At 52.0% G+C, this 19,688-nt stretch carries 15 protein-coding genes; 9 read left to right on the top strand and 6 right to left on the bottom strand.

All coding sequences use genetic code 11. The annotated features are described in order from the left end of the window. Positions 1-180: 180 nt before the first annotated feature. Together H7A79_RS14740 and H7A79_RS14735 are read right to left on the bottom strand one after the other, a co-directional pair. Entirely contained in the window at positions 181-1,638 is a 1,458-nt protein-coding gene (locus H7A79_RS14740; RefSeq protein ID WP_187000641.1) for a TrkH family potassium uptake protein, read from the bottom strand. A 670-nt stretch (positions 1,639-2,308) separates the two neighbouring features. Next, a complete protein-coding gene (locus H7A79_RS14735) occupies positions 2,309-3,328 on the bottom strand; it encodes a L,D-transpeptidase (protein ID WP_187001750.1) in 1,020 nt (339 codons plus the stop codon). Between the two features lie 147 nt (positions 3,329-3,475). Between H7A79_RS14735 and rlmD the strand changes: the two genes are divergently transcribed. From rlmD to H7A79_RS14705, 6 genes are all read left to right on the top strand, one after another. Further along, positions 3,476-4,804, top strand: a complete 1,329-nt coding sequence (gene rlmD, locus H7A79_RS14730; RefSeq protein WP_187000640.1) for a 23S rRNA (uracil(1939)-C(5))-methyltransferase RlmD — start codon at positions 3,476-3,478, stop codon at positions 4,802-4,804. 192 nt (positions 4,805-4,996) lie between these two features. Further along, the gene (locus tag H7A79_RS14725; protein ID WP_187001749.1) at positions 4,997-6,430 is read left to right on the top strand and encodes a tetratricopeptide repeat protein; all 1,434 of its coding nucleotides are present in this window, start codon (positions 4,997-4,999) and stop codon (positions 6,428-6,430) included. A gap of 23 nt (positions 6,431-6,453) precedes the next feature. Continuing rightward, on the top strand, positions 6,454-7,548 hold the full coding sequence (locus H7A79_RS14720; protein ID WP_187001748.1) for a response regulator: 1,095 nt from the start codon (positions 6,454-6,456) through the stop codon (positions 7,546-7,548). Between the two features lie 16 nt (positions 7,549-7,564). After that, a complete protein-coding gene (locus H7A79_RS14715; RefSeq protein WP_054617398.1) occupies positions 7,565-8,101 on the top strand; it encodes a GTP-binding protein in 537 nt (178 codons plus the stop codon). Between the two features lies 1 nt (position 8,102). Continuing rightward, complete coding sequence (locus H7A79_RS14710) at positions 8,103-8,744, top strand: peptidase M23 (protein ID WP_135034718.1); 642 nt, start codon at positions 8,103-8,105, stop codon at positions 8,742-8,744. Between the two features lie 69 nt (positions 8,745-8,813). After that, positions 8,814-9,176: a roadblock/LC7 domain-containing protein gene (locus H7A79_RS14705; protein WP_135034719.1), complete on the top strand. Its 363-nt coding sequence runs from the start codon at positions 8,814-8,816 to the stop codon at positions 9,174-9,176. An 887-nt stretch (positions 9,177-10,063) separates the two neighbouring features. Here H7A79_RS14705 and pmbA read toward each other — a convergent pair. After that, positions 10,064-11,392 (bottom strand): metalloprotease PmbA, encoded by a 1,329-nt coding sequence (pmbA, locus tag H7A79_RS14700; RefSeq protein WP_187000639.1) that lies wholly within the window; start codon positions 11,390-11,392, stop codon positions 10,064-10,066. A 131-nt stretch (positions 11,393-11,523) separates the two neighbouring features. Between pmbA and yjgA the strand changes: the two genes are divergently transcribed. Both yjgA and H7A79_RS14690 read left to right on the top strand, forming a co-directional pair. Continuing rightward, entirely contained in the window at positions 11,524-12,048 is a 525-nt protein-coding gene (yjgA, locus tag H7A79_RS14695) for a ribosome biogenesis factor YjgA (RefSeq protein WP_187000638.1), read from the top strand. A 558-nt stretch (positions 12,049-12,606) separates the two neighbouring features. Then, positions 12,607-13,356, top strand: coding sequence for an amino acid ABC transporter permease (locus H7A79_RS14690; RefSeq protein WP_187000637.1), 750 nt, complete (start codon positions 12,607-12,609; stop codon positions 13,354-13,356). Between the two features lie 448 nt (positions 13,357-13,804). On the opposite strand, the gene rpoH is transcribed toward H7A79_RS14690, so the two are convergent. The 3 genes from rpoH to H7A79_RS14675 form a co-directional block, all read right to left on the bottom strand. Continuing rightward, positions 13,805-14,665: an RNA polymerase sigma factor RpoH gene (rpoH, locus tag H7A79_RS14685; protein ID WP_187001747.1), complete on the bottom strand. Its 861-nt coding sequence runs from the start codon at positions 14,663-14,665 to the stop codon at positions 13,805-13,807. A 412-nt stretch (positions 14,666-15,077) separates the two neighbouring features. After that, entirely contained in the window at positions 15,078-16,658 is a 1,581-nt protein-coding gene (gene lnt, locus H7A79_RS14680; RefSeq protein ID WP_187000636.1) for an apolipoprotein N-acyltransferase, read from the bottom strand. A 207-nt stretch (positions 16,659-16,865) separates the two neighbouring features. Next, entirely contained in the window at positions 16,866-17,738 is an 873-nt protein-coding gene (locus H7A79_RS14675) for a DUF808 domain-containing protein (RefSeq protein ID WP_187000635.1), read from the bottom strand. A gap of 192 nt (positions 17,739-17,930) precedes the next feature. Between H7A79_RS14675 and H7A79_RS14670 the strand changes: the two genes are divergently transcribed. Further along, positions 17,931-19,661: a potassium/proton antiporter gene (locus H7A79_RS14670; RefSeq protein ID WP_187000634.1), complete on the top strand. Its 1,731-nt coding sequence runs from the start codon at positions 17,931-17,933 to the stop codon at positions 19,659-19,661. Positions 19,662-19,688: the final 27 nt, after the last annotated feature.

Genomic DNA, 19,688 nt, shown 5'->3' with positions numbered 1-19,688 from the left:
TTTATTTTTGCTGAAACGATGGTTTCGTAATGTTTGACTGCTCTCTCGATAACAGCCCCCTGCCCTTCGGCATTCTTGACACCCTCCCCCAAAACCTCCAAACGGGTCTTCAGGCAAACCACGAAAAGGGTAACCACGCCAGATTTTTCTATACCGGCCGTCTGAAACCGCCGGCCGGTTTTATTTTTTCCAGTAAGGCGGGGTAAACAGAATCAAAACGGTAAAAATTTCCAAACGGCCCAACAACATCACGGCGGTGCACAGCCATTTCTGCACATCGGTTAAGGCCGCATAATTATATGCAGGGCCGACCATGCCCAGCCCCGGACCTGAGTTGGTGATGCAGGCAGTAACGGCGCCGAAGGCCGAAATAAAATCCATGCCTGCAACCATCATGAGAAAGGTAAACAGCACCACAGTCATAAAATACACAAAAATAAAAGCCATCACGGTGAGTGCGGTGCGTTCGGGAATAGTGCGCCCGTTTACCTTAACGTTGCGCACAGCGTTGGGATGGAGCAGCAACAGCATTTCGCGCAGGCTGAACTTGGCCAAAATGATGGCACGCACGTTTTTAATGCCGCCGCCCATCGAACCCGAGCTGGGCAGGGTGTTGGCAAGAAAAAACATCCACAGCGTGGTAATCAGCGGCCAGGAGCCGAAATCGGTGTTGGAGAAACCGCTGGAGAGGCTCACCGAAATAAAATTGAAAGCCGTGTAGCGCAAGGCCTCTCCCCAAGAAGGGTAGTATTGCTTTTGCCACAAATAAAGGCTTACTGCGGCAATGCTGGCAAAGAGTGCGCCAACGATAATGCGGAATTCTTCGTCTTGCCAATAACGGCGGGGAGAGCGGGCACCGAAAGCTGAAAAATGGGTAACAAAATTAACAGCACCGAACAATGTGCCCGCTATCACAATCCATTCAATGATTTGCGAATCGAAATAAGCGATGCTGGCATCGTGGGTGGAAAAGCCGCCCAACGAAATAGTGGACATGGCATGGCAGAAAGCATCAAACCAGTCCATGCCCGCCCAATGCAGTGCCAAAAACACCACACAGGTGCCGCAGGCATAAGTGAGCCAAAGTGTTTTCGCCACTTGGGAGATGCGCGGCGCCATTTTGCTGTCTTTATCGATACCCGGAATTTCAGCCTTGAAAAGCTGGGTTCCGCCCACGCCGAGCATGGGCAAAACAGCCACGGCCAATACGATAATCCCCATGCCGCCCAACCAGTTGAGCATATGCCGCCAAAAGTTGACGGAGGGCGCCAGCGTGTCCAAACTGGTGATCACGGTTGCTCCGGTGGTGGTCAGCCCCGACATCGCCTCAAACAGAGCATCGGTGTAGCTCATATGGGGGAAATACAGATAAAACGGCACGGCCGCCACCAGCGCAAAGCCCACCCACAGCATACAAACCAGCGTAAAACCATCGCGCACGCGCAATTCGCGGTGGTATTGCCGCGTCAGCAGCCATATGGAACACGAAGCAATGATGGTTACCAGCGCAGTCGAACCAAACGCACGCAGGGCATCATCGAGAAACAGATACGATACAGAGGTCGGCACCAAAAGCAATATGGAAAACAACACGCCGAGCTTCGATAAAACATGAACAGTGGGGATGATTTTATACATGGTCAAACGGTTTCAGACGGCTGCCTCCAAGTGGTGCGCAAGGCCGTCTGAAACGGCTGCAGGGTTTTAAAATACGGCCGCAAGCGGTGCCGCCGCCCGCATTCTAACAAAAACAGATAAAACACAAAAAGCCTATGGCAGGCATATCGGCTGAAGTTTCAACACAGATACGGCACTGCCCCTGCTGCATTGCTTGGTTGCAGGGCATGCCGATTGGCACCGTTTTCCGTATTTCCGACACCACCCCTCTGCACGGCCATAGGTAAGCCCTTTTAAGCCGGATCTTCTGCGGCAACCGGCACCATCCAAAAGCCCTGTTCGAAAACCATCCCTACCGAATGGCCGTCTGAAACGGTTCAGACGGATCAAGAAAATTAAAAAGCATCAAAACAACCCGTTTTCAACCCGTTGCCGCTGCTCTTCAACCCGCCTCCCGTAAACGGGCTGTCTGTGAATCCCCTTCGTTTCCGTTATGGCACTGCTGCGGCTTGCCGTTGTCCGCGCTGTCCGCAGCTTGCTGCCTTATCCCGCAATGAAGGAGATGGGCTATATACCGCCTTTCGACCCGCCGCCCGAATCCGGCTGACATTTTCTTCCCTATGATAAACAGAGCCGTCTGAAACAAAATTTCAGACGGCCTTCCGAATAGGAACCGCAGGGCGTGTCGAAGTTAAAACAAGGTATCTGTCGGCTCCTGATATTTTCGATACTGCTGGGAAGCCGGGCGCACAGGTCGGTAGGCTGCTTCGGGTTCCCGGGGCTGTTGCGCTATGATGGCCGGCGCAGAAGCAGGCGCAGCGGGAGCGGGTCGGAAAACGGGTTTGTCGGTTCCCGCATCCACTTCGATTTCCGTACCGGCCGGCAACACTTCGTCTTGAACCGGCACAGGCAGCGGCACCGCTTTCGGCTTGGTGTGGGCGGCCGAGCCGCTGTTCCATGCCAGCGATTGCAGCGACCCCTTTAATTTCACGCCTTTGGCGCAGGTTAAACAGTTGATTTGGCCGGTACGGTTTTTCAAAACCGCGTCCACCCGCTTGGGGTTAATCGTTTTACCGTGCGCTTTCGCCCAAGCGCCGATGCTTTTGCGCAACGCCTCGGTGTTCAGGTTTTTTTGGTTATAGGGATCGCGGTAGGTCGCCAGCCAAAGATTGTTGTTGGCATCGGTGTTCAACGCGGCCATCTGATAGATAACCGAAGCGGGCGAACCGCTGGTAATGGTTTTGGCAAATTCCAAAGCATCGGGCGATTTCATGCGCACACAGCCGTGGCTGCGCACACCGGGCACGCTGGCCGGAGCATTGGTGCCGTGAATGCCCAAGCCGAGCTTGGGGTCGCCCATGCGCACAAACACCGGCCCCAGCGGATTGCTCGGGCCGGGCGGAACGGTTTTCACACCGTCGTTGCGCTCTTTCTGGATACTTTTGGGAATATGCCAGGTGGGGTTGAAGGCTTTGGCACCGATTTTGTGGTCGCCCAAATTGGTCTGTGTAGCCGCTTTGCCTACTGCAACAGGATAAACTTTGGTTAATTTGCCATCGGTATAAAGAAACAAACGCTGTTGGGGAATATTGATCACAACGTGTTGTCCTGCAGACACGGGCTGATGGTCGGGAACCGGTGTGTTGGCGGTGTTGGCCGCTGCGGCAGTGCAAAAAGACGCGGCAATAAGGCCTAAACTGATTTTTTTCATCGTTAAAGTAGCTGTGTTGTTATGATTCATGGGGTAAAACCTGCGCGAATCATACCGTAATCCGCAGATTTTTGTGAGAAAATACACCGTTTTTGGTTAATGGTGCGCCGAGAACGGTGTTGCACCCCGTATTTTACGGCTTAAAAAATGAAGCAGGTGATTGAATTCAATAATACGGCCGATGTGTTTTCGATAGATTATGAAGGCAGGGGCGTTGCCCGCATTAACGGCAAAACGGTTTTTATTAAAGGCGCGCTGCCTAACGAGCGGGTGGCGTTCCGCCTTATCCGCAGCAAAAAACAGTTTGACGAAGCAGAGGCGGTCAGCATTATCAGGCCGTCTGAAGAGCGTGTTGCACCCAAGTGTTGTTATTTTAATACATGCGGCGGCTGCGTGCTCCAACATGCCTCACCCCGCGCGCAAGTTGCCTTTAAACAAAGAATATTAGAAGAACAATTATCACGAATCGGCAAAGTCTTCCCCGAGCAGATTCTGCCTCCGGTTTACGGCAGCGCCTGGGGATACCGGCACAGAGTGCGCTTTAGTGTGTCGGCCGATAAGCAGGGGCGTGTCCGCGTGGGCTTTCGAGAAAAGCAAAGTCATCATATCGTGGCAATTGAAAGCTGCCCCGTTTTGCCTATGCACGTTTCTGCCATATTGCCGGGTCTGAACAGGCTGATGCAGGATTTTGTTAAGATAAACGGACGGGTTAATTATATAGAGTGTGCCGTTGGGGAACAGCTGACGATTTTGAATGTCTGTATGCAGGAAACGCTCGAAAAAGCCGCCTGCAAGCTGCTCGAAAGGTTTTCAGACGGCCTCAACCAAAGCGGTGGAAAATGGCAGATATGGATACAGCACGGCAAAAAAGCAGCTTATCCGCTATGCCCCGAAAACGCACCGGAGCCGGCTTACCGCCTGCCCGAATTTGATGTGGAAATGCCTTTTCTCCCCGGTGACTTCACCCAAATCAACACAGAGATGAACGCACTGATGGTGGGGCGCGCCTTGCGGCTGCTGGATGCCCGGCCCAACGAGCGCGTGGCCGATTTGTTTTGCGGACTGGGCAATTTCACCTTGCCCATAGCCAAAAGCGCCGCAGAGGTTGTCGGCCTAGAGGAAGCAGATTATCTGGTGCGCCGCGCCCGCAGCAATGCGGCGTTAAACGGCTGCACGAATGCAAAATTCCGACAGACGGATCTGTTTGCAACCACGCCTGCCACAGTAACACAATGGGGATATTTCGATAAAATGCTGCTCGACCCGCCCCGCGCCGGTGCTTATGCCGTTACACAGGCTTTACACGCGCCCTATTTACCGAAGAGGATAGTTTATGTATCTTGCAATCCGTCCACACTGGCCAGAGATGCTGCCGTATTGGCCGGCAAAGGCTACTGCTTCAAAGCAGCGGGAGTAATAAATATGTTTGCCCAAACAGCGCATGTGGAATCGATAGCTTGGTTTGAGTTGCATTAATACCCACATTAATGACGTGCTGATACGTTTTGATGTAATAATCGGTTAAATCATGTTATTATAATGCACTTAGGGGGACAGTATTACTTTATGTATGCCCGCCGTTAACCGAAATCCGTTTTGAATTAATTTGTTCGGGCTGCAACACGTATCGGGAGATATCCTTTGGATTATTCACTTTTAATTATAGTAATGCTTTCGGCTCTGCTCGTTTTATTGATTGTCCGTTACAAGCAGGGCGCGGGCAATGCAAAAAAGCAAAAAACAGGCAGGCCGTCTGAATCCGGCCGCCGCTTGGAGAGTCGGGATCACGCTGCCGATGGCACGGATTGGATGAGCCAGGTTTCCCAATCGGTATCGGAAACCGAAAACAGCGACTGGGGCTGGGATAGTGCAGGGCAAGTCGAAACGTCAACCGCAGCAGTATCTGCTCAAGAAGTCGATCCGCTAACCGAGTATCAGGTTTACAAACAGTTCGGCTACGAAAGCAAAGCCGCCGCTTCTCTGGCCGGCTATCTGAACGGACTGGCTGACGGCGCGCCTGAAAAACTCGTACACGAATTAATCGGATTAAACCTGCGCACAGGCGATATTGATTTGTTGGCCGACACTTTGGAACGGCACGGCAATGTTTTGCCTGAAGAAAGCCTGGCCGAATATGTGAAAGCAGGGTTGCTTGCCAATTCCACCCATCTGCAGCTGCGTGTTATTGCAGAAAGCCGCCTTGGCTGGAATATGCAGGAGGTTTCGCGCCAGATCGGTGAAAAAACCAGCTTGGAAGAAATCCAATCGGCAGTATCTGCTCCCGTACTGACCATCACCACCGAAAATACATCCCATATTAATAGCGCGGGTGCAGATAAACGCACGCCTATCGTTATCGGTCGCAATACCGATTTGGACAGCGTAACCGAAGAGGAAATGGGCGCTGTTATCGGTTTTGTAAAGCCTGAAAAGAGCGCCAAGATTTTAAGGGGCAAAGTAGATTATGAAACCGCTTTGCGCCAATATAATAAAGCTATTCAAAAATCCACCAAACCTGCAAGTCTGATTATCGATGCCTTGAAACTGGATTATCAAAACGAGGAAGTCAATCAATTTGCAAAACACTTGTGGAAACTGTATTACACATTGGGGCAATATGGTCGTCAGGTAAAAGAACGGATGCTGGGCTGGGGTTACAGCTTGGGGTATCACGAAGTATTCGATGACTTGGAAAGGGGGCCTTCTGAACAGAAAGTTCGTGAAATCGGACTGGCAAGAGGTTATTTACAACCAACTTCCATGCAACTGAAATCCAAATACCGTGACCTGGTACAAAAAGACGATTCCCTCATCAGTGCAAATTCTTCACCTGCCGAAGAAGCCATTAAAGAAGTAGAATCCTTGTTGATGTACGGTCAATTGGATCAGGCCATCGGCACTTTGGAGCAGGCAGTATTGCAATACCCACAAGAATCCCAGCTGTATATCATGTTGTTCGACCTTTACGAGCGTGCGGAAGATTGGTCCCGTTTAGAACAATTCTTACGCCTGCTCCGCGAGCGCGTGGCAAGCCTGCCTGAGGAAGTTGTTTTGGCGATGAGCCGGTTGTTACGCCGAGTGAATCAACATTCTAAACAGTAAATACTTTTTAAAGAGTGCCGATGATGGACAATTCGTTACCGAAAGTAAAAACCGTACGGATTATGCTGCAAGAAATGGGCGAGCAACAAAAGGCCGTTTTCCGTATGGCATTTAAAATGCACAACACAACCAACTATGAAATCGTTACTGCCGAATCGGCAGAACAACCGGATTTGATTTTGGTAGATACGGATACCGAACAGGGTGTCGCCAGTTGGAAAAAAGCAAAAGAGGCCTACCCCGGTATTCCGGTAGCTATGTTTTCAGCCAAATATCCTAATGTTACCACCCCTTACTTGGCCAAGCCGATTAAATTCGACACCTTGTTTCCTATCTTAAGAAGCCTGTCACAGGGTGGTGAAATCTTTGAATTTTCCGAACAAAAACAAAAGGAAGCTTCAGGCATAGGTGCAGATGGTACGCGCAAGGCAACCATCCACCGCTTCAATCCGCAGAAAGGTTTGCTGGGCGCTTTAAGATTTGCCGGCCAAGGCAGCCAGGATATCGCCGTATTACATGAAGGCAAACCGGTATTGATTGTGTTCCCCTCTATTCAGCGCGTGCTATTGACTGTGAGTGCCGCCGAACTTGAGAAGCTGAGTAAAGACGACAATCTCGCGGTAGTCTGCAAAGCAGTGCCCGATAATCCCCAGTGGAAAGAAAAAGCCAAAGTAACGATTATGTCGTGTTTGTGGCAAATGACCATTTGGACGGCACAAGGCCGTCTGGTTTATCCGATGACGCCGCAAACTGTATTCACACTCAAGCGGTGGCCCAATCTAACCCGCTTGGCTCCGGTATCGGAATCTATGCGTTTATCGGCATTTCTAACCAAAACATCAGTCAATCTGAATATTCTTTATAAAGTCATGCCTTTGGAAATGCCGGATATTCTCAACTATTTGGCCGCAACTTACGTTACTGGATTTTTGGCTACCGATGCTGAATTTACCAATCAAGACAAACCGGCCAATATATCTGCAGAAGGTATCAAAGTAGGAGGAGAAGTTCCCGATAACCAGATGAGTAAAGATGCCCAAAAAGCAGTCAGTCCGTCTGCCGAGCAGCCCCGCAGCTTGTTGCAACGTCTGATGCGCAAACTTATCGGCAAGAAATAATTCAAGGGGTTACATAATGAAAGAGAATAAAATTATTTTTACCGGCCCCGTAGGTGTGGGTAAAACAACGGCTATTTCTGCTTTATCTGACGAACCGCCGGTGCAAACCGATGCTGACGCTTCCGATATGACCTTGGTGCGTAAAGGTTATACGACAGTTGCTATGGATTATGGCGTTATACGTTTGGATGAGGAAACCAAAGTCCATTTATACGGCACCCCAGGCCAAGAGCGTTTTAACTTCATGTGGGAAATTTTGAGCCAAGGGAGCATGGGCTTGATTTTGCTATTAGATAACACTCGAACCAATCCTTTGAAGGACTTGCAGTTTTTCTTGGACGCCTTTCGTGAGTTATTGAAAACTGCCCCATTAGTTGTCGGCGTTACTAAAATGGATATCCGTTCCTTGCCCGGGGTGGATGTATATCAAAAATATTTGGCTCAGAATAATTTTAATGTACCGGTATTTGAAATAGATGCACGACGAGAAGACGATGTCAAACAATTAGTTAGTGCAATGCTCTTTTCAATTGATCCGGGATTAGAGGTATAAGATGGAATCTACACTTTCTTTACAATCAAATTTGTACCCCAAAATCACGCCGGCCGGTGCATATTATGCGGTTTCGGGAGATACGCCCAGTGCCAGCCGAACACTTTTATACGGTCTGTTGCGGGCAAATCCTGCCGAAACCATCAGTAGCGAAAAACTCTTGGCTTGGGCAGATACCAATGACATTGATAGTGCGTTAAATCTGCTTTACCGCCTTCAGCGCTTGGAGTTCTTATATGGTGACGAAAATGTCGGCAACAACGACACCAATCTGACTGACGAAGAACTACCGGAGCTGCTGGCTAAACTGTCAAATTCAGGCAAAGCGCTGCTGGCAGATGAAAATGGCCTGTATTTTGCAAATGCCGGCTTCCATCACGAAGCAGCAGAGGAAGTAGGAGTTTTAGCCGGAGAAATTGCAGCCGTTGTCGATAAGCACCAGTTATTGATTAAAAACAACCTACATATCCACCATAGCGCGTGGGGCATCTGTGATCCTTCAGGCCAAAGCGAATTAACTTTTTTCCCTCTTTATGTCGGTATGAGCAAACTGATTTTGGTTATCGGAGGGATACCTGATTTAAATAAAGAAGAGTTCGTTACTTTGGTGAAAGTATTGCATAATCGTTACGGGCGTCATTAAGCAGACACTGTACCACTCTCTCGGCAGGCTTTCCAACCGGCTTGGCTACTTCGCAAGATAGGATAAAAAATGCGTGAACAATTATTGATTTCTGTATTAAGTGACTTAAACAATACATCTACTGATATTACCGCATCTGCAGTGATTTCAACCGATGGTTTACCGATTGCAACATTACTACCCAGCAATCTCAATGCAGACCGTGTAGGCGCTATGTCTGCAACTTTGCTGGCATTGGGTAACCGTGCCGTTCACGAGCTGGCTTGCGGTGAACTCGATCAAGTGATGGTGAAAGGATCGCATGGCTACGTTTTACTGAGCCAGGCAGGAAGCAATGCTGTTTTGGCATTGATGGCACGGGAAAGCGGTAAATTGGGCTTGATTTTGCTGGATGCCAAACGTGCAGCCAAACACATTGCCGATATTTTATAAAAACGGCTAGGAAGCAAATACCCAAAACTTGGCAATATTCCATAGTCGGAATTTAAAAACAATCTGCTGTTTCACTTTAGATCCAACCACTTCCGATGCTGTTGAAATAACCGCAATCAATGCCCGGACATTAATGAATGTCCGGGCATTAATCCTTACCTATCTGGAAATCAGGATCGCTTTATTGTGCTGGAGAACCACTTTCTTTATCCGGCATGATCGGATTGGGCAAACTTTACTTCGGCACACTGCACTGCGTATCAGAGCTAAGCATGGACGCAGTGCATCAGACAAAATCCCAGTTTTCAGAATATTTGAATTGCCTATACCGAAAAATTGCGACTGCCCCGCTCCTGTTAATCAATAGTTATACACGACCATATTGGTTGTAATATATGACGGCCTTGCAGCTATAGGTGACAAAAAGCATTGCCTGCATCCATTATGGCCTTAGTGAGTTTGCCCGTAACAATCGGCATATTAACAATATCGATTATTTCGGGCCTTATAACAAAGGAGAGTTTGCCAATTTTACAACACTCAAAAGGATGTGGTTTACCTGCATTTGAAAGAGGCTTAATTTATAGGTTTAACCATTGCCATAGAGATTTGGTAGATATTAATGAAAATGCCCCGCAATTACTCTGGTTCGTCCTTTTACTTCCCGAGTCTCTATCTTTAAGCTTTAAGGCCGTCTGAAAATATTGGACTGCCTCTGTTGAAAACCAATTTAAACAGGTTTTTTTGTTTTTCTGAAATATCATATAGCTCCAAATAGTTCCAAACCAACTTCAAAACAGCTTGGTAATAAAAACAAGATTAATCTGTTTATTCAATAATCTCCCCAATTTAGCAATAACAGACGGCTAGCAAGAATATAGCCGACTCTAAGTGCCGGCCACCGTCATATTTTCCACCAACACCGAGCCGATTTTGTTTGATGAGCGCGGTAGGGCATCATCAGCCACACCGACAATGTTGAGATACATATCCTGCAAGCGGCCGGCGATGGTGATTTTCTCCACCGGGTAGGCAATCACACCGTTTTCCACCCAAAAACCCGCCGCACCGCGCGAATAATCTCCAGTAAGCATATTAACGCCCTGCCCCATCAACTCGGTTACCAGCAAACCTGTACCCATCGTTTTGAGCAGGCCGGCCTGCCCGGCGTGGGTGTGGTTCAGATAAAGATTGTGCGCACCGCCGGCGTTGGCGGTGGTTTGCATACCGAGTTTGCGCGCACTGTAGCTGCTTAAAAAATAACCCTGCACCACGCCGTTTTCCAGCACGAAACGCGGCTTGGTCGCCACACCTTCGGCATCGAAATAAGTGCTGCCGAATGCCCGCCGAGTATGCGGCTCTTCGCGCAGATTGAGAAAATCGGGCAAAACCTGCCTGCCGATGCTGTCGGTGAGGAAGCTGCTTTGGCGGTATAACGCGCCGCCGCTCAGGCCGCCGATTAGATGACCGATTAATCCGCCTGCCACACCGGTATCAAACAGCACGGGATAGCTGCCGGTGGGAATACTGCGTGCGCCCAAACGGCTTACGGTACGCTGCGCAGCGGTACGGCCTATGTTTGCGGGAGTATCCAAATCGGCATCACGGCAGGAGACATCGTACCAGTAATCACGCTGCATGCCGTTTTCGCCTGAGGCCACCACGCTGCAGGAAATGCTGTGGCGCGTGCCTTGCTGGTGGGCGCAAAAGCCGTGCGAGTTGCCGTAAACATATTGGTAATGGCCGGTTTGCACACCCGCGCCTTCCGAATTGCTGATACGCCGGTCATAATCAAGTGCGGCCTGTTCGCATTGTTTGGCAAGGTTCACAGCCTCTTCAGTGGACAGATCCCACTGATAGTATTTGTCTAAATCACCGATATACCCGGCCATCAAATCCGCATCAGCCAAACCCGCGCACTCGTCTTCGGCGGTATAGCGGGCAATATCCACGGCAGCACGCACCGTATCGCGCAATGCCTGCGGCGAGAAATCTGCAGTGCTGGCGCGGCCTTTGCGCCGGCCTGCATACACCGTGATGTCGAGCGATTTATCCTGTTGGTATTCGATTTGCTCGATTTCACCCAAACGCACACTCACGTTTTGCCCCAGCGATTCGTTCACATCGGCTTCTGCAGCAGTGGCCCCCAGCTGCGCCGCCAATTGCAACGCCTGCCCGCAAAGCGACAGCAGCCCGTCTTGACTATGGTTGAACATATATTTTCCTGTTAGAAAAGCTGCGGTATTTTAACTGTTTTCAGACGGCCCCAGTTAAATTCCACCTATCACAAAGATAGTGCGGCGGCTTATGCTAAAATGCCGAAATTGCTTCAACGGACACCAAAACAATGAGCAGCAGCGATCAAGAACGGGTAAGCAAAACCCAAATGAAAAAACAGATGGACGGCCTGCAAGACCTCGGCATGCAGCTGACCGGGCTTTCTACCGACACCCTGAAAAAAATCGGCCTGCCCGAAGATTTATACGAAGCCGTTCTAGCCTATAAAACAATCACTTCCAACAGCGCCATCAAGCGCCAGGCGCAATATATCGGCCGCCTGATGCGCGATACCGACCCCGAGCCCATCGCGCGCTACTTAGCCAAACTGCGCGGCGGCAACGCCGCCCACAACGCCTTTCTGCAACGGGTGGAGCAGGCTCGTGACCGCCTGATTACCACCGATGAAGCCCTCACCGCCTTTATCGCCGATTATCCGCACGCCGATGCAGGCAAACTTCGCACTCTAATCCGCAACACCCGTAAGGAGCAGGAACTCAACAAACCGCCGAAAAACTTCCGCGCCCTGTTTCAGGAAATCAAAGCCGTGATGGACGGCGGCACAGCCCGGCAAGATACCGGCACCAACGAGTGATGCGGGGAATCCGGTTTATCGGTCACAGCAGCTTTCAGACGGCCTGAAAGCCCTGCAGATTCGGCATAGCAAACCCTGCGTTTGCAATGTTCAAAAACAATGCTTATCCAGTCTGGCCCAAACACCCGGCAAGTACGCGTAGGACGAATCCGCTTTATTTTCCGTACACAGCAGCAAAGCTTCGGGCAATTCAAACAATACGGAACCGGCCCTGTTACCGCTTCAGCGGCTTACGAAACCACTCTCTTCAAGTTCAGACACAGCAATGCAACGGAATGAAGCAGGCTTACCATATGCCGCCCCTTGCCCGACAGCTACCTCTTCGGGAGCCGCTCAAACGCACCAACTGCCTTCTGTTGCAGTTGGATTACCCTAACAGGCCACCGTTACAGCATTTTGCCACGCCCTGCCGTACATGACCATATCGCAGCGTATCCACCCCGACAAACCGGCCGTCTGAAATAAATCATCTCAACAAATATATTTTCTTGTAAAATAGCCCACTTCACATTGTGGCCGTGCGCCTTTTCCTTTACTTCGTTTTCTGAAAAGCCAAGCATGAATTTCCGTTTCGACATTATCTACGAATATCGCGAGATGTTCCTCTACGGCGCACTGACCACGCTGGGGCTGACGGTGGCTGCCACTTTGGGCGGCACGGTTTTGGGCCTGTTTGGCGCGCTGGCACGTTTGACCCGCTTTGAAAAAGGCAACCCCCTGATGTGCGCGCTGGCGTGGCTGTTGCGCACCGTTTCATGGGTATATATCACGCTGTTTCGGGGCACGCCTTTATATGTACAGATTTTCATTTGGTATTTCGTGTGGGCGGTAGCCTTGATCCACCCCACAGACGGCTGGCTGATCAGTGGTGATTTAGCCGTGGAGCTGCGCCGCAACTACGGCGCTCTGATTGCCGGCACACTGGCATTAACCGTGAACGCAGGTGCCTATATTACCGAGATTTTCCGCGCAGGTATCCAGTCTGTCGACCGCGGCCAAATTGAAGCCGCCCGCTCGCTGGGGCTGACTTATCCGCAGGCTATGCGTTATGTTATTCTGCCGCAGGCGTTGCGCCGCATGCTGCCGCCGCTGGCCAACGAATTTATCACGCTGCTGAAAGACAGCTCGCTGCTCTCGGCGATTGCCGTTACCGAGTTGGCCTATGTGCAGGCCACCATCTCAGGGCGGTTTTCAATTTACGACACGCCGCTCTATACTGTGGCGCTGATTTATCTGGTTATGACCATGTGTTTGGGCTGGCTGTTTTCATGGCTGGAAAAACGCTATAACACGGCAGGGAACCGTTAGTATAAACGCCTGCAGATTCAATTTTGAATGCGGCTTTCCAAACAGCAGAAGGCCGTCTGAAATAAACTGCATCCCAATAGTCGGACACTCCGCCCGATTATGGGATGCGGTTTTATATGGGGCATACACGCGGGTTGCGGGGATTTACCGGTTTGCGGTGCCGCTTCAGCGGCTTGCAGAACACTTATCTTTGGGCTGAGATACGCCGGCACACTGTGGCGGTTTCAGCGTAGGCCGGCCATCACAACCACGATAAGACCAAGGCGGCGTGAAAAAACCGAGCCCTATTGGATGCGGGGTTCGGTGCTTTAAAACCGTTTGATTAAGCGGTTGCAATCGGAAGGCAGTTTATTTTTCAGACGGCCTCAATATAAAATGCACCCCATGAAAGGGTGCATTTGTATATTCTTTTTAATCACTTGAATTTATACCGGCACACAGCCCCTGCTTAAACGGCTTCCGCTTCTTCGGCAAGAAAACCGCGCAGTTTCTGCATGGCTTTGGCTTCGATTTGGCGGATACGCTCGGCAGATACGCCGTATTCTGCCGCCAAGTCGTGCAGGGTCAACCCGCCATCATCTTGCAGCCAGCGGCTTTCAACGATGCGGCGGCTGCGGTCGTCCAATTGCGCCAGCGCATTTTGCAAGCCTTCGGTTTGCAGCGCATAGTGGGCTTTTCGGGCGATTTGCCGGGTCGGCTCGGTATCGTTGTCGGCCAGCCAGTCGATGGGGGCAAAGCTGTCTTCATCATCGCTGTTGTCGGCCATGATGCCGATGTCGCGGCCGGTCATGCGCTGCTCCATTTCGAGCACTTCCGAGAGTTTCACACCCAAATCGTCTGCGATTTCCTGCGCTTCTTTAGGGCTTAAAGCGTTGAGGTTTTTACGCATACTGCGCAGGTTGAAAAACAGTTTGCGCTGCGGCTTGGTGGTGGCAACGCGCACCAAACGCCAGTTGCGCAGGATAAATTCGTGGATTTCGGCTTTAATCCAATGCACGGCAAACGAAAACAGGCGCGCGCCGCGGGCAGGCTCGAAACGTTTCACGGCCTTCATCAGGCCGATATTGCCTTCTTGAATCAGGTCGGCCTGGTTGAGACCGTAACCATCGTAACCGCGCGCAATCGATACGACTACACGCAGGTGCGAAAGAATGAGTTGCTTGGCGGCTTCGAGATCGCCCTGCAGCCGGCGCTCTGCCAGCCGGGTTTCTTCTTCGGCAGTGAGCATGGGAATATTGTTTACAGTATGAATATACTGCTCCAAGCTGCCGTGTCCACTGGGTACGGGTAATGCAAAAGCTTTATTCATAGTCATTGATTGGCTTTCCTTATAGTGTGTCAGGCCGGGTTGCGTTTGCTGCAACAACCTTATCATTAAATCGGATTCTCTGTCTGTATGGTTTCAATGTTCAATAGGTAAACTTTTGTATTTTTGCATTCTCAATTGATTTAAAATATTTGAGTGGTTTTGTCGGAAATAGTTCCCTATTAAAACACAGTTTCTAGCTATTGCGGGGTTTTATTTCCAAGCATTTGCCAACGTTGGAAAATATCATTTTCGGCCGTCTGAAATCCGATTGGCGGATCAACTTAAACTTCCGCTTCGGCGTTTCGATGTTCCGCATCAAACAATTGCTTGCACTTCTTGCACTATAGTGTATCTGCTTTATTTCCGCTACAGCATTGCTGCGCCCTGCCGTGTTGTCTGTATCGGCTGCGGCTTACTGCCTGATATCGGAAACAGGCGGGCTCGCCACATAACGGTGGTAATTCCCCCACACAAACAGGCCGGCAGCCGACACGCCCAACAAAATAACGAGCGGCCATGAGCCGCCAAGCTTCATATATGGGGTTTCGCCGACATAACCTTTGATGCGCCCTTCCAAAACGGTGGCGGTATCAGGCACGGCCTGAGCAACAATGCGGCCTTTCGGATCAACAATGGCGGTAGCACCGGTATTGGTGGCACGCACCATATAGCGGCCCAACTCCAGCGCACGCGCCTGCGACTGCTGCAAATGTTGGAACATGGCATTGGATTTTCCATACCACGCCATATTGCTGGCATTGGCCAACAGCGTAGATTGCCCGGCGGAAGCGATTAACTCATCGCCGAAACCGTCTTCATAGCAGATATTGAAAGCCACTTTCTGATTGGCCATCTGAAACGGCGCCTGGGCGTTACCGCCGCGTTTGAAATCGGCCAGCGGCATATTCATCATTTGATAGAGCGGCTCAGTGAGCCACGGCAGCGGTTTGTATTCGCCAAACGGCACCAAGTGGTTTTTGGCGTAATACGGAATATGGCCGGGCGCTTCTTCGCGGTAATGCGACAGATTGATAACGGCATTTTCATAACCGAGGCCGTCTGAAGTGTATTGGCCGATACCCACAGCCAGCGCGCTGCCGTTGGCTTCTGCCCGGCGGGCAAACTGCGCCAGCAGCCCCTGCGGCAAATCCTGGCGCATCAGCGGAATCGCGGTTTCGGGCAGAATCACAATATCGGCGCGGCTGCCCGCCACTTGGGCATAATAACGCTCGACCGTGGGAAGAAACTGCTCCGGCACCCACTTCAACGTTTGCGCAATATTGCCCTGTGCCAGCGCCACGGTGGCGGTGCTGCCGTCGGGGCGGGTGAAATCGATGTTTTTGGCGGCAAAACCGACTGCGGCCAGCAGCACGATGCCGCCCAAAGCTGCCGCGCGCTGTTTCAGACGGCCTGAAGCGTCCACCGCCAATACCAGCCACGCGCCGGCACAGGCGGCGGCCAGCGTAACCAGATGGATGCCGCCCAAAGGGGCAAAACCGGCCAGCGGGCTGTGGTCGGCGATTTGCGAATAGCCCAGCGCGCCCCAGCCGAAACCCGTCAGCAGGCGTTCGCGGGCAAACTCGGCCAGCGTCCACAACAGCGGCAGTGCCACACCAATGCGCCAAGCGCGCGGCAGGTTGAATTTTTTCAGCAGCCAAAATGCCGCGGCAGGATAAAGGGCGAGAAACGCGGGCAGCAGAAAGGTAAGCGGCACCGCATAAAGATTGGGCAGGCCGGACACGGTGTGCAGCGCGGTGTGTATCCAGTAAAACTGCGCGGCATAAGTGATCAGGCCGAACAGATAAGCGCTTTTCACGGCGTGCTGCGGGCGCAGCTCGGTAAGGCGGATTAACGCGCCGAACAAAAGCGGCATCAGCCAGAAATGGTAATACGGTGCAAACGCCAACGGCGTTGCGGCAGCAACAACCGCCAGCAACGGCCAGTAATACAGCGGCTTCTGCCAGATTGATTCGAGTTTTCGGATAAGGTTCATAAACATTTGCATAAAAGGCCGTCTGAAAAGCATCTGTTTGTTTTCAGACGGCCTCAACGGTAGATTAAGGCAAGGCACCGGCTGCAAACAATTAATTGAAAGACAATACAAAACCGATTCTGTTGCCGCTTTGGGAGAGCTTGCAAATCGTTCTCCGAAATGCGGCGGGCAAGGCCGCATCTTTTTATTTTTATTCACGATACTGTGTCAGTGCGCTTTTTTCCTGCCGAAGCATTTCATCACCGGCAGCACCGCCGCACACACCAGCACACCGGTCAAAACGCCGACCGCGAGCGTGGCAAGCTGGCCGGCAAAGCCGCTGTCCCAATGCAGGGCGTGCAGAAAATCGTGAACGAAGCCGATATTGTGCACAATGATGCCGCCGCCCACCAAAAACACCGCCAGCATACCTGCCACACTCAGGGCGCGCATAAACCACGGCATAAACAGAATAATGCCCCTGCCCGCCGCGCGCGCTGCGGCAGAAGGTTTACTCATCAGCCACATACCGAAATCATCAGCCTTCACAATGCCGGCCACCAAACCATACACCAACACGGTCATGCCGATGCCGATGGCCGACATCACCAGCGACTGGGTCAGCAGGCTGTAGCCGCCCACCACGCCCAACGCAATGATGATGATTTCGGCCGACAAGATGAAATCGGTGCGCACAGCGCCTTTGATTTTGGTTTTTTCATCAACGATTTCATCACTGGCGGCATGATGCCCGCCGCTGTGTTGGTTTAAAAATTTGTGCAGCAGTTTTTCCACACCTTCAAAACACAGAAACACACCGCCGACAACCAACAGCGGCGTAATCAGCCACGGCAGGAACACCGACAGCAGCAGCGAAAGCGGCACCAATACCGCCTTATTCACCAGCGAGCCTTTCGCCACCGCCCACACAATCGGCAGCTCGCGGTCGGTGCTCACGCCGGTTACCTGGTTGGCATTGAGTGCCAAGTCATCGCCCACCACGCCGGCAGTTTTTTTGGCCGCCACCTTGGTCATCACCGCCACATCGTCAAGCACCGCGGCAATATCGTCCAGCAAAGTAAAAAGAGAGGCAAACGCCACAATATATCCATCAACGCTAAAACAGAGCGCGCATTATAGCCGATTTCGCCGCATTCTTTCAGACGGCCCGCCCAAAAGCGGAAAGGCCGTCTGAAAACCCGCTGCAAAACCATCGTGTTCATTAAGAAACAAGCATTTTCATGCTAAAATGCGCACGTTTCTTTCAACTATAAAACACACACATTCACGATAATGGACGGACTCAACAGTTTATTCTTACTCTGCGGGCTGCTGCTGTTTCTCAGCGTGATTTCCACCACCCTCTCCGCCCGGCTGGGCATGCCGCTGCTGCTGATGTTTTTGGTGGTGGGCATATTGGCAGGCGAAGAAGGCATAGGCGGCATTCATTTCGATAATTTTTTCACCGCCACCGCCATCGGCCAGCTGGCATTGGCAGTGATTCTGCTTGACGGCGGCCTGCGCACCAGACTCGACAGCTTCCGTATCGCGCTCAAGCCCGCCGCCTTGCTGGCAAGCTGGGGCGTGATTGCCACCGTGGCACTGCTAGGTCTGTTTGCCACCTGGTATATGGACTGGGATTGGCGTTTCGGCATTCTCATGGCCGCTATTGTCGGCTCCACAGATGCCGGCGCAGTGTTCAGCCTGCTGCGCAATAGCGGTGTCCGTCTCAACGAACGGGTGCAGGCCACCCTCGAAATCGAATCGGGCGCCAACGACCCGATGGCGATATTTTTAGTTACCGCGCTGATTTCGCTCACCCTGACCCCTGAAGAATCGGGCATTTTGTCATTTTTATGGATGCTGCTGCTCCAACTCGGTTTCGGTTTGGCTGCAGGCTTTGTGGGCGGCAAAATCCTCTCGCGGCTCACGCGCCGTCTGAACCTGGCCGAGGGCCTCTATGCCCTGATGATTGTGTCGGGCGGCCTGCTGATTTTCGGCTTCACCAACCTGGCCGGCGGCAGCGGCTTCTTAGCCGTGTATCTGGCCGGCATCATTGTCGGCAACCGCCACAGCCACGCCACCGAACATGTTTTGCGCGTGATGGACGGGCTGGCCTGGCTCGCGCAAGCCAGCATGTTTGTGGTGTTGGGCCTGCTGGTTACCCCCCACCGCCTGCTGGAATCAGGCCCGGACGCGCTGGCCATTGCCGCCTTTCTAATGCTGGTGGCGCGCCCGCTGGCAGTGGTGAGCAGCATTTGGAAATTCCACTACAGCCGCCGCGAAACCGCCTATATCAGCTGGGTGGGATTGCGCGGCGCAGTGCCGATTACCCTGGCAATGATGCCGCTGGTAATGGGTGTACCCAACGCCCGCCTGCTGTTTGACGTGGCTTTTGCGGTGGTGATTTTGTCGCTGCTGATTCAAGGCACCACCATTCCCGTGGTGGCGCGCTGGCTGAAAGTAACCGTGCCGCCCAAGCCCGAGCCTGCCGACAGCCGCGAAATCTGGCTTTCCGAAAGCGAATCGGTGCCGCTGCTGGCCTATGAAGTGTTGGCCGACTCCGATGCCGAAGGTATGCATCCCGATGAAGTGGCGCAAGACTTAGACTTGCTCTCCACCCGCTGTTTCGCCTTAATCCGCAACGGCAAGCGTGAGGAACTGGGGCTGGACACCCGCCTGCAGGCGGGCGATATTGCCTGGTATATCGTGCCGCCCGAGCAGGTGGAAACCATCGCCAAACGCTTTACCGAAACCGGCAGCTCCGTGCGCATGAATTTCAATTTCTTCGGCGAATTTGTGGTCAATCCTTCCAGCATGGCGGGCGACTTGGCCGATGCCTACGGCCTAGAGCTTAACGAAGAAGAACGCAACCTGACCCTGCGCGGCCTGTTTCACAAACGCCTCGAAGGCAATCTGCCGGTAGAAGGCGACCGCATCCACATCGGCGGCTTCATCCTCACCGTAAAGGAAACCGAATCCGACGGCTCAATGAAATGGCTGGGGCTGAAATGCCCGAGTTAGATGCAGATCCCGCCGCATACCGGAGTG

It is taken from the genome of Neisseria musculi (assembly GCF_014297595.2).
In the GTDB taxonomy this organism is placed as follows: domain Bacteria; phylum Pseudomonadota; class Gammaproteobacteria; order Burkholderiales; family Neisseriaceae; genus Neisseria; species Neisseria musculi.
The sequence above is the reverse complement of the archived record's forward strand: the minus strand, read 5'-3'. Positions and strand labels throughout refer to the sequence as shown.

Coding starts and splice junctions, on each gene's coding strand:
- H7A79_RS14740 (WP_187000641.1), bottom strand. CDS start 1,638: ATGTATAAAATCATCCCCACTGTTCATGTTTTATCGAAGCTCGGCGTG.
- H7A79_RS14735 (WP_187001750.1), bottom strand. CDS start 3,328: ATGAAAAAAATCAGTTTAGGCCTTATTGCCGCGTCTTTTTGCACTGCC.
- rlmD (WP_187000640.1), top strand. CDS start 3,476: ATGAAGCAGGTGATTGAATTCAATAATACGGCCGATGTGTTTTCGATA.
- H7A79_RS14725 (WP_187001749.1), top strand. CDS start 4,997: ATGCTTTCGGCTCTGCTCGTTTTATTGATTGTCCGTTACAAGCAGGGC.
- H7A79_RS14720 (WP_187001748.1), top strand. CDS start 6,454: ATGGACAATTCGTTACCGAAAGTAAAAACCGTACGGATTATGCTGCAA.
- H7A79_RS14715 (WP_054617398.1), top strand. CDS start 7,565: ATGAAAGAGAATAAAATTATTTTTACCGGCCCCGTAGGTGTGGGTAAA.
- H7A79_RS14710 (WP_135034718.1), top strand. CDS start 8,103: ATGGAATCTACACTTTCTTTACAATCAAATTTGTACCCCAAAATCACG.
- H7A79_RS14705 (WP_135034719.1), top strand. CDS start 8,814: ATGCGTGAACAATTATTGATTTCTGTATTAAGTGACTTAAACAATACA.
- pmbA (WP_187000639.1), bottom strand. CDS start 11,392: ATGTTCAACCATAGTCAAGACGGGCTGCTGTCGCTTTGCGGGCAGGCG.
- yjgA (WP_187000638.1), top strand. CDS start 11,524: ATGAGCAGCAGCGATCAAGAACGGGTAAGCAAAACCCAAATGAAAAAA.
- H7A79_RS14690 (WP_187000637.1), top strand. CDS start 12,607: ATGAATTTCCGTTTCGACATTATCTACGAATATCGCGAGATGTTCCTC.
- rpoH (WP_187001747.1), bottom strand. CDS start 14,665: ATGAATAAAGCTTTTGCATTACCCGTACCCAGTGGACACGGCAGCTTG.
- lnt (WP_187000636.1), bottom strand. CDS start 16,658: ATGAACCTTATCCGAAAACTCGAATCAATCTGGCAGAAGCCGCTGTAT.
- H7A79_RS14670 (WP_187000634.1), top strand. CDS start 17,931: ATGGACGGACTCAACAGTTTATTCTTACTCTGCGGGCTGCTGCTGTTT.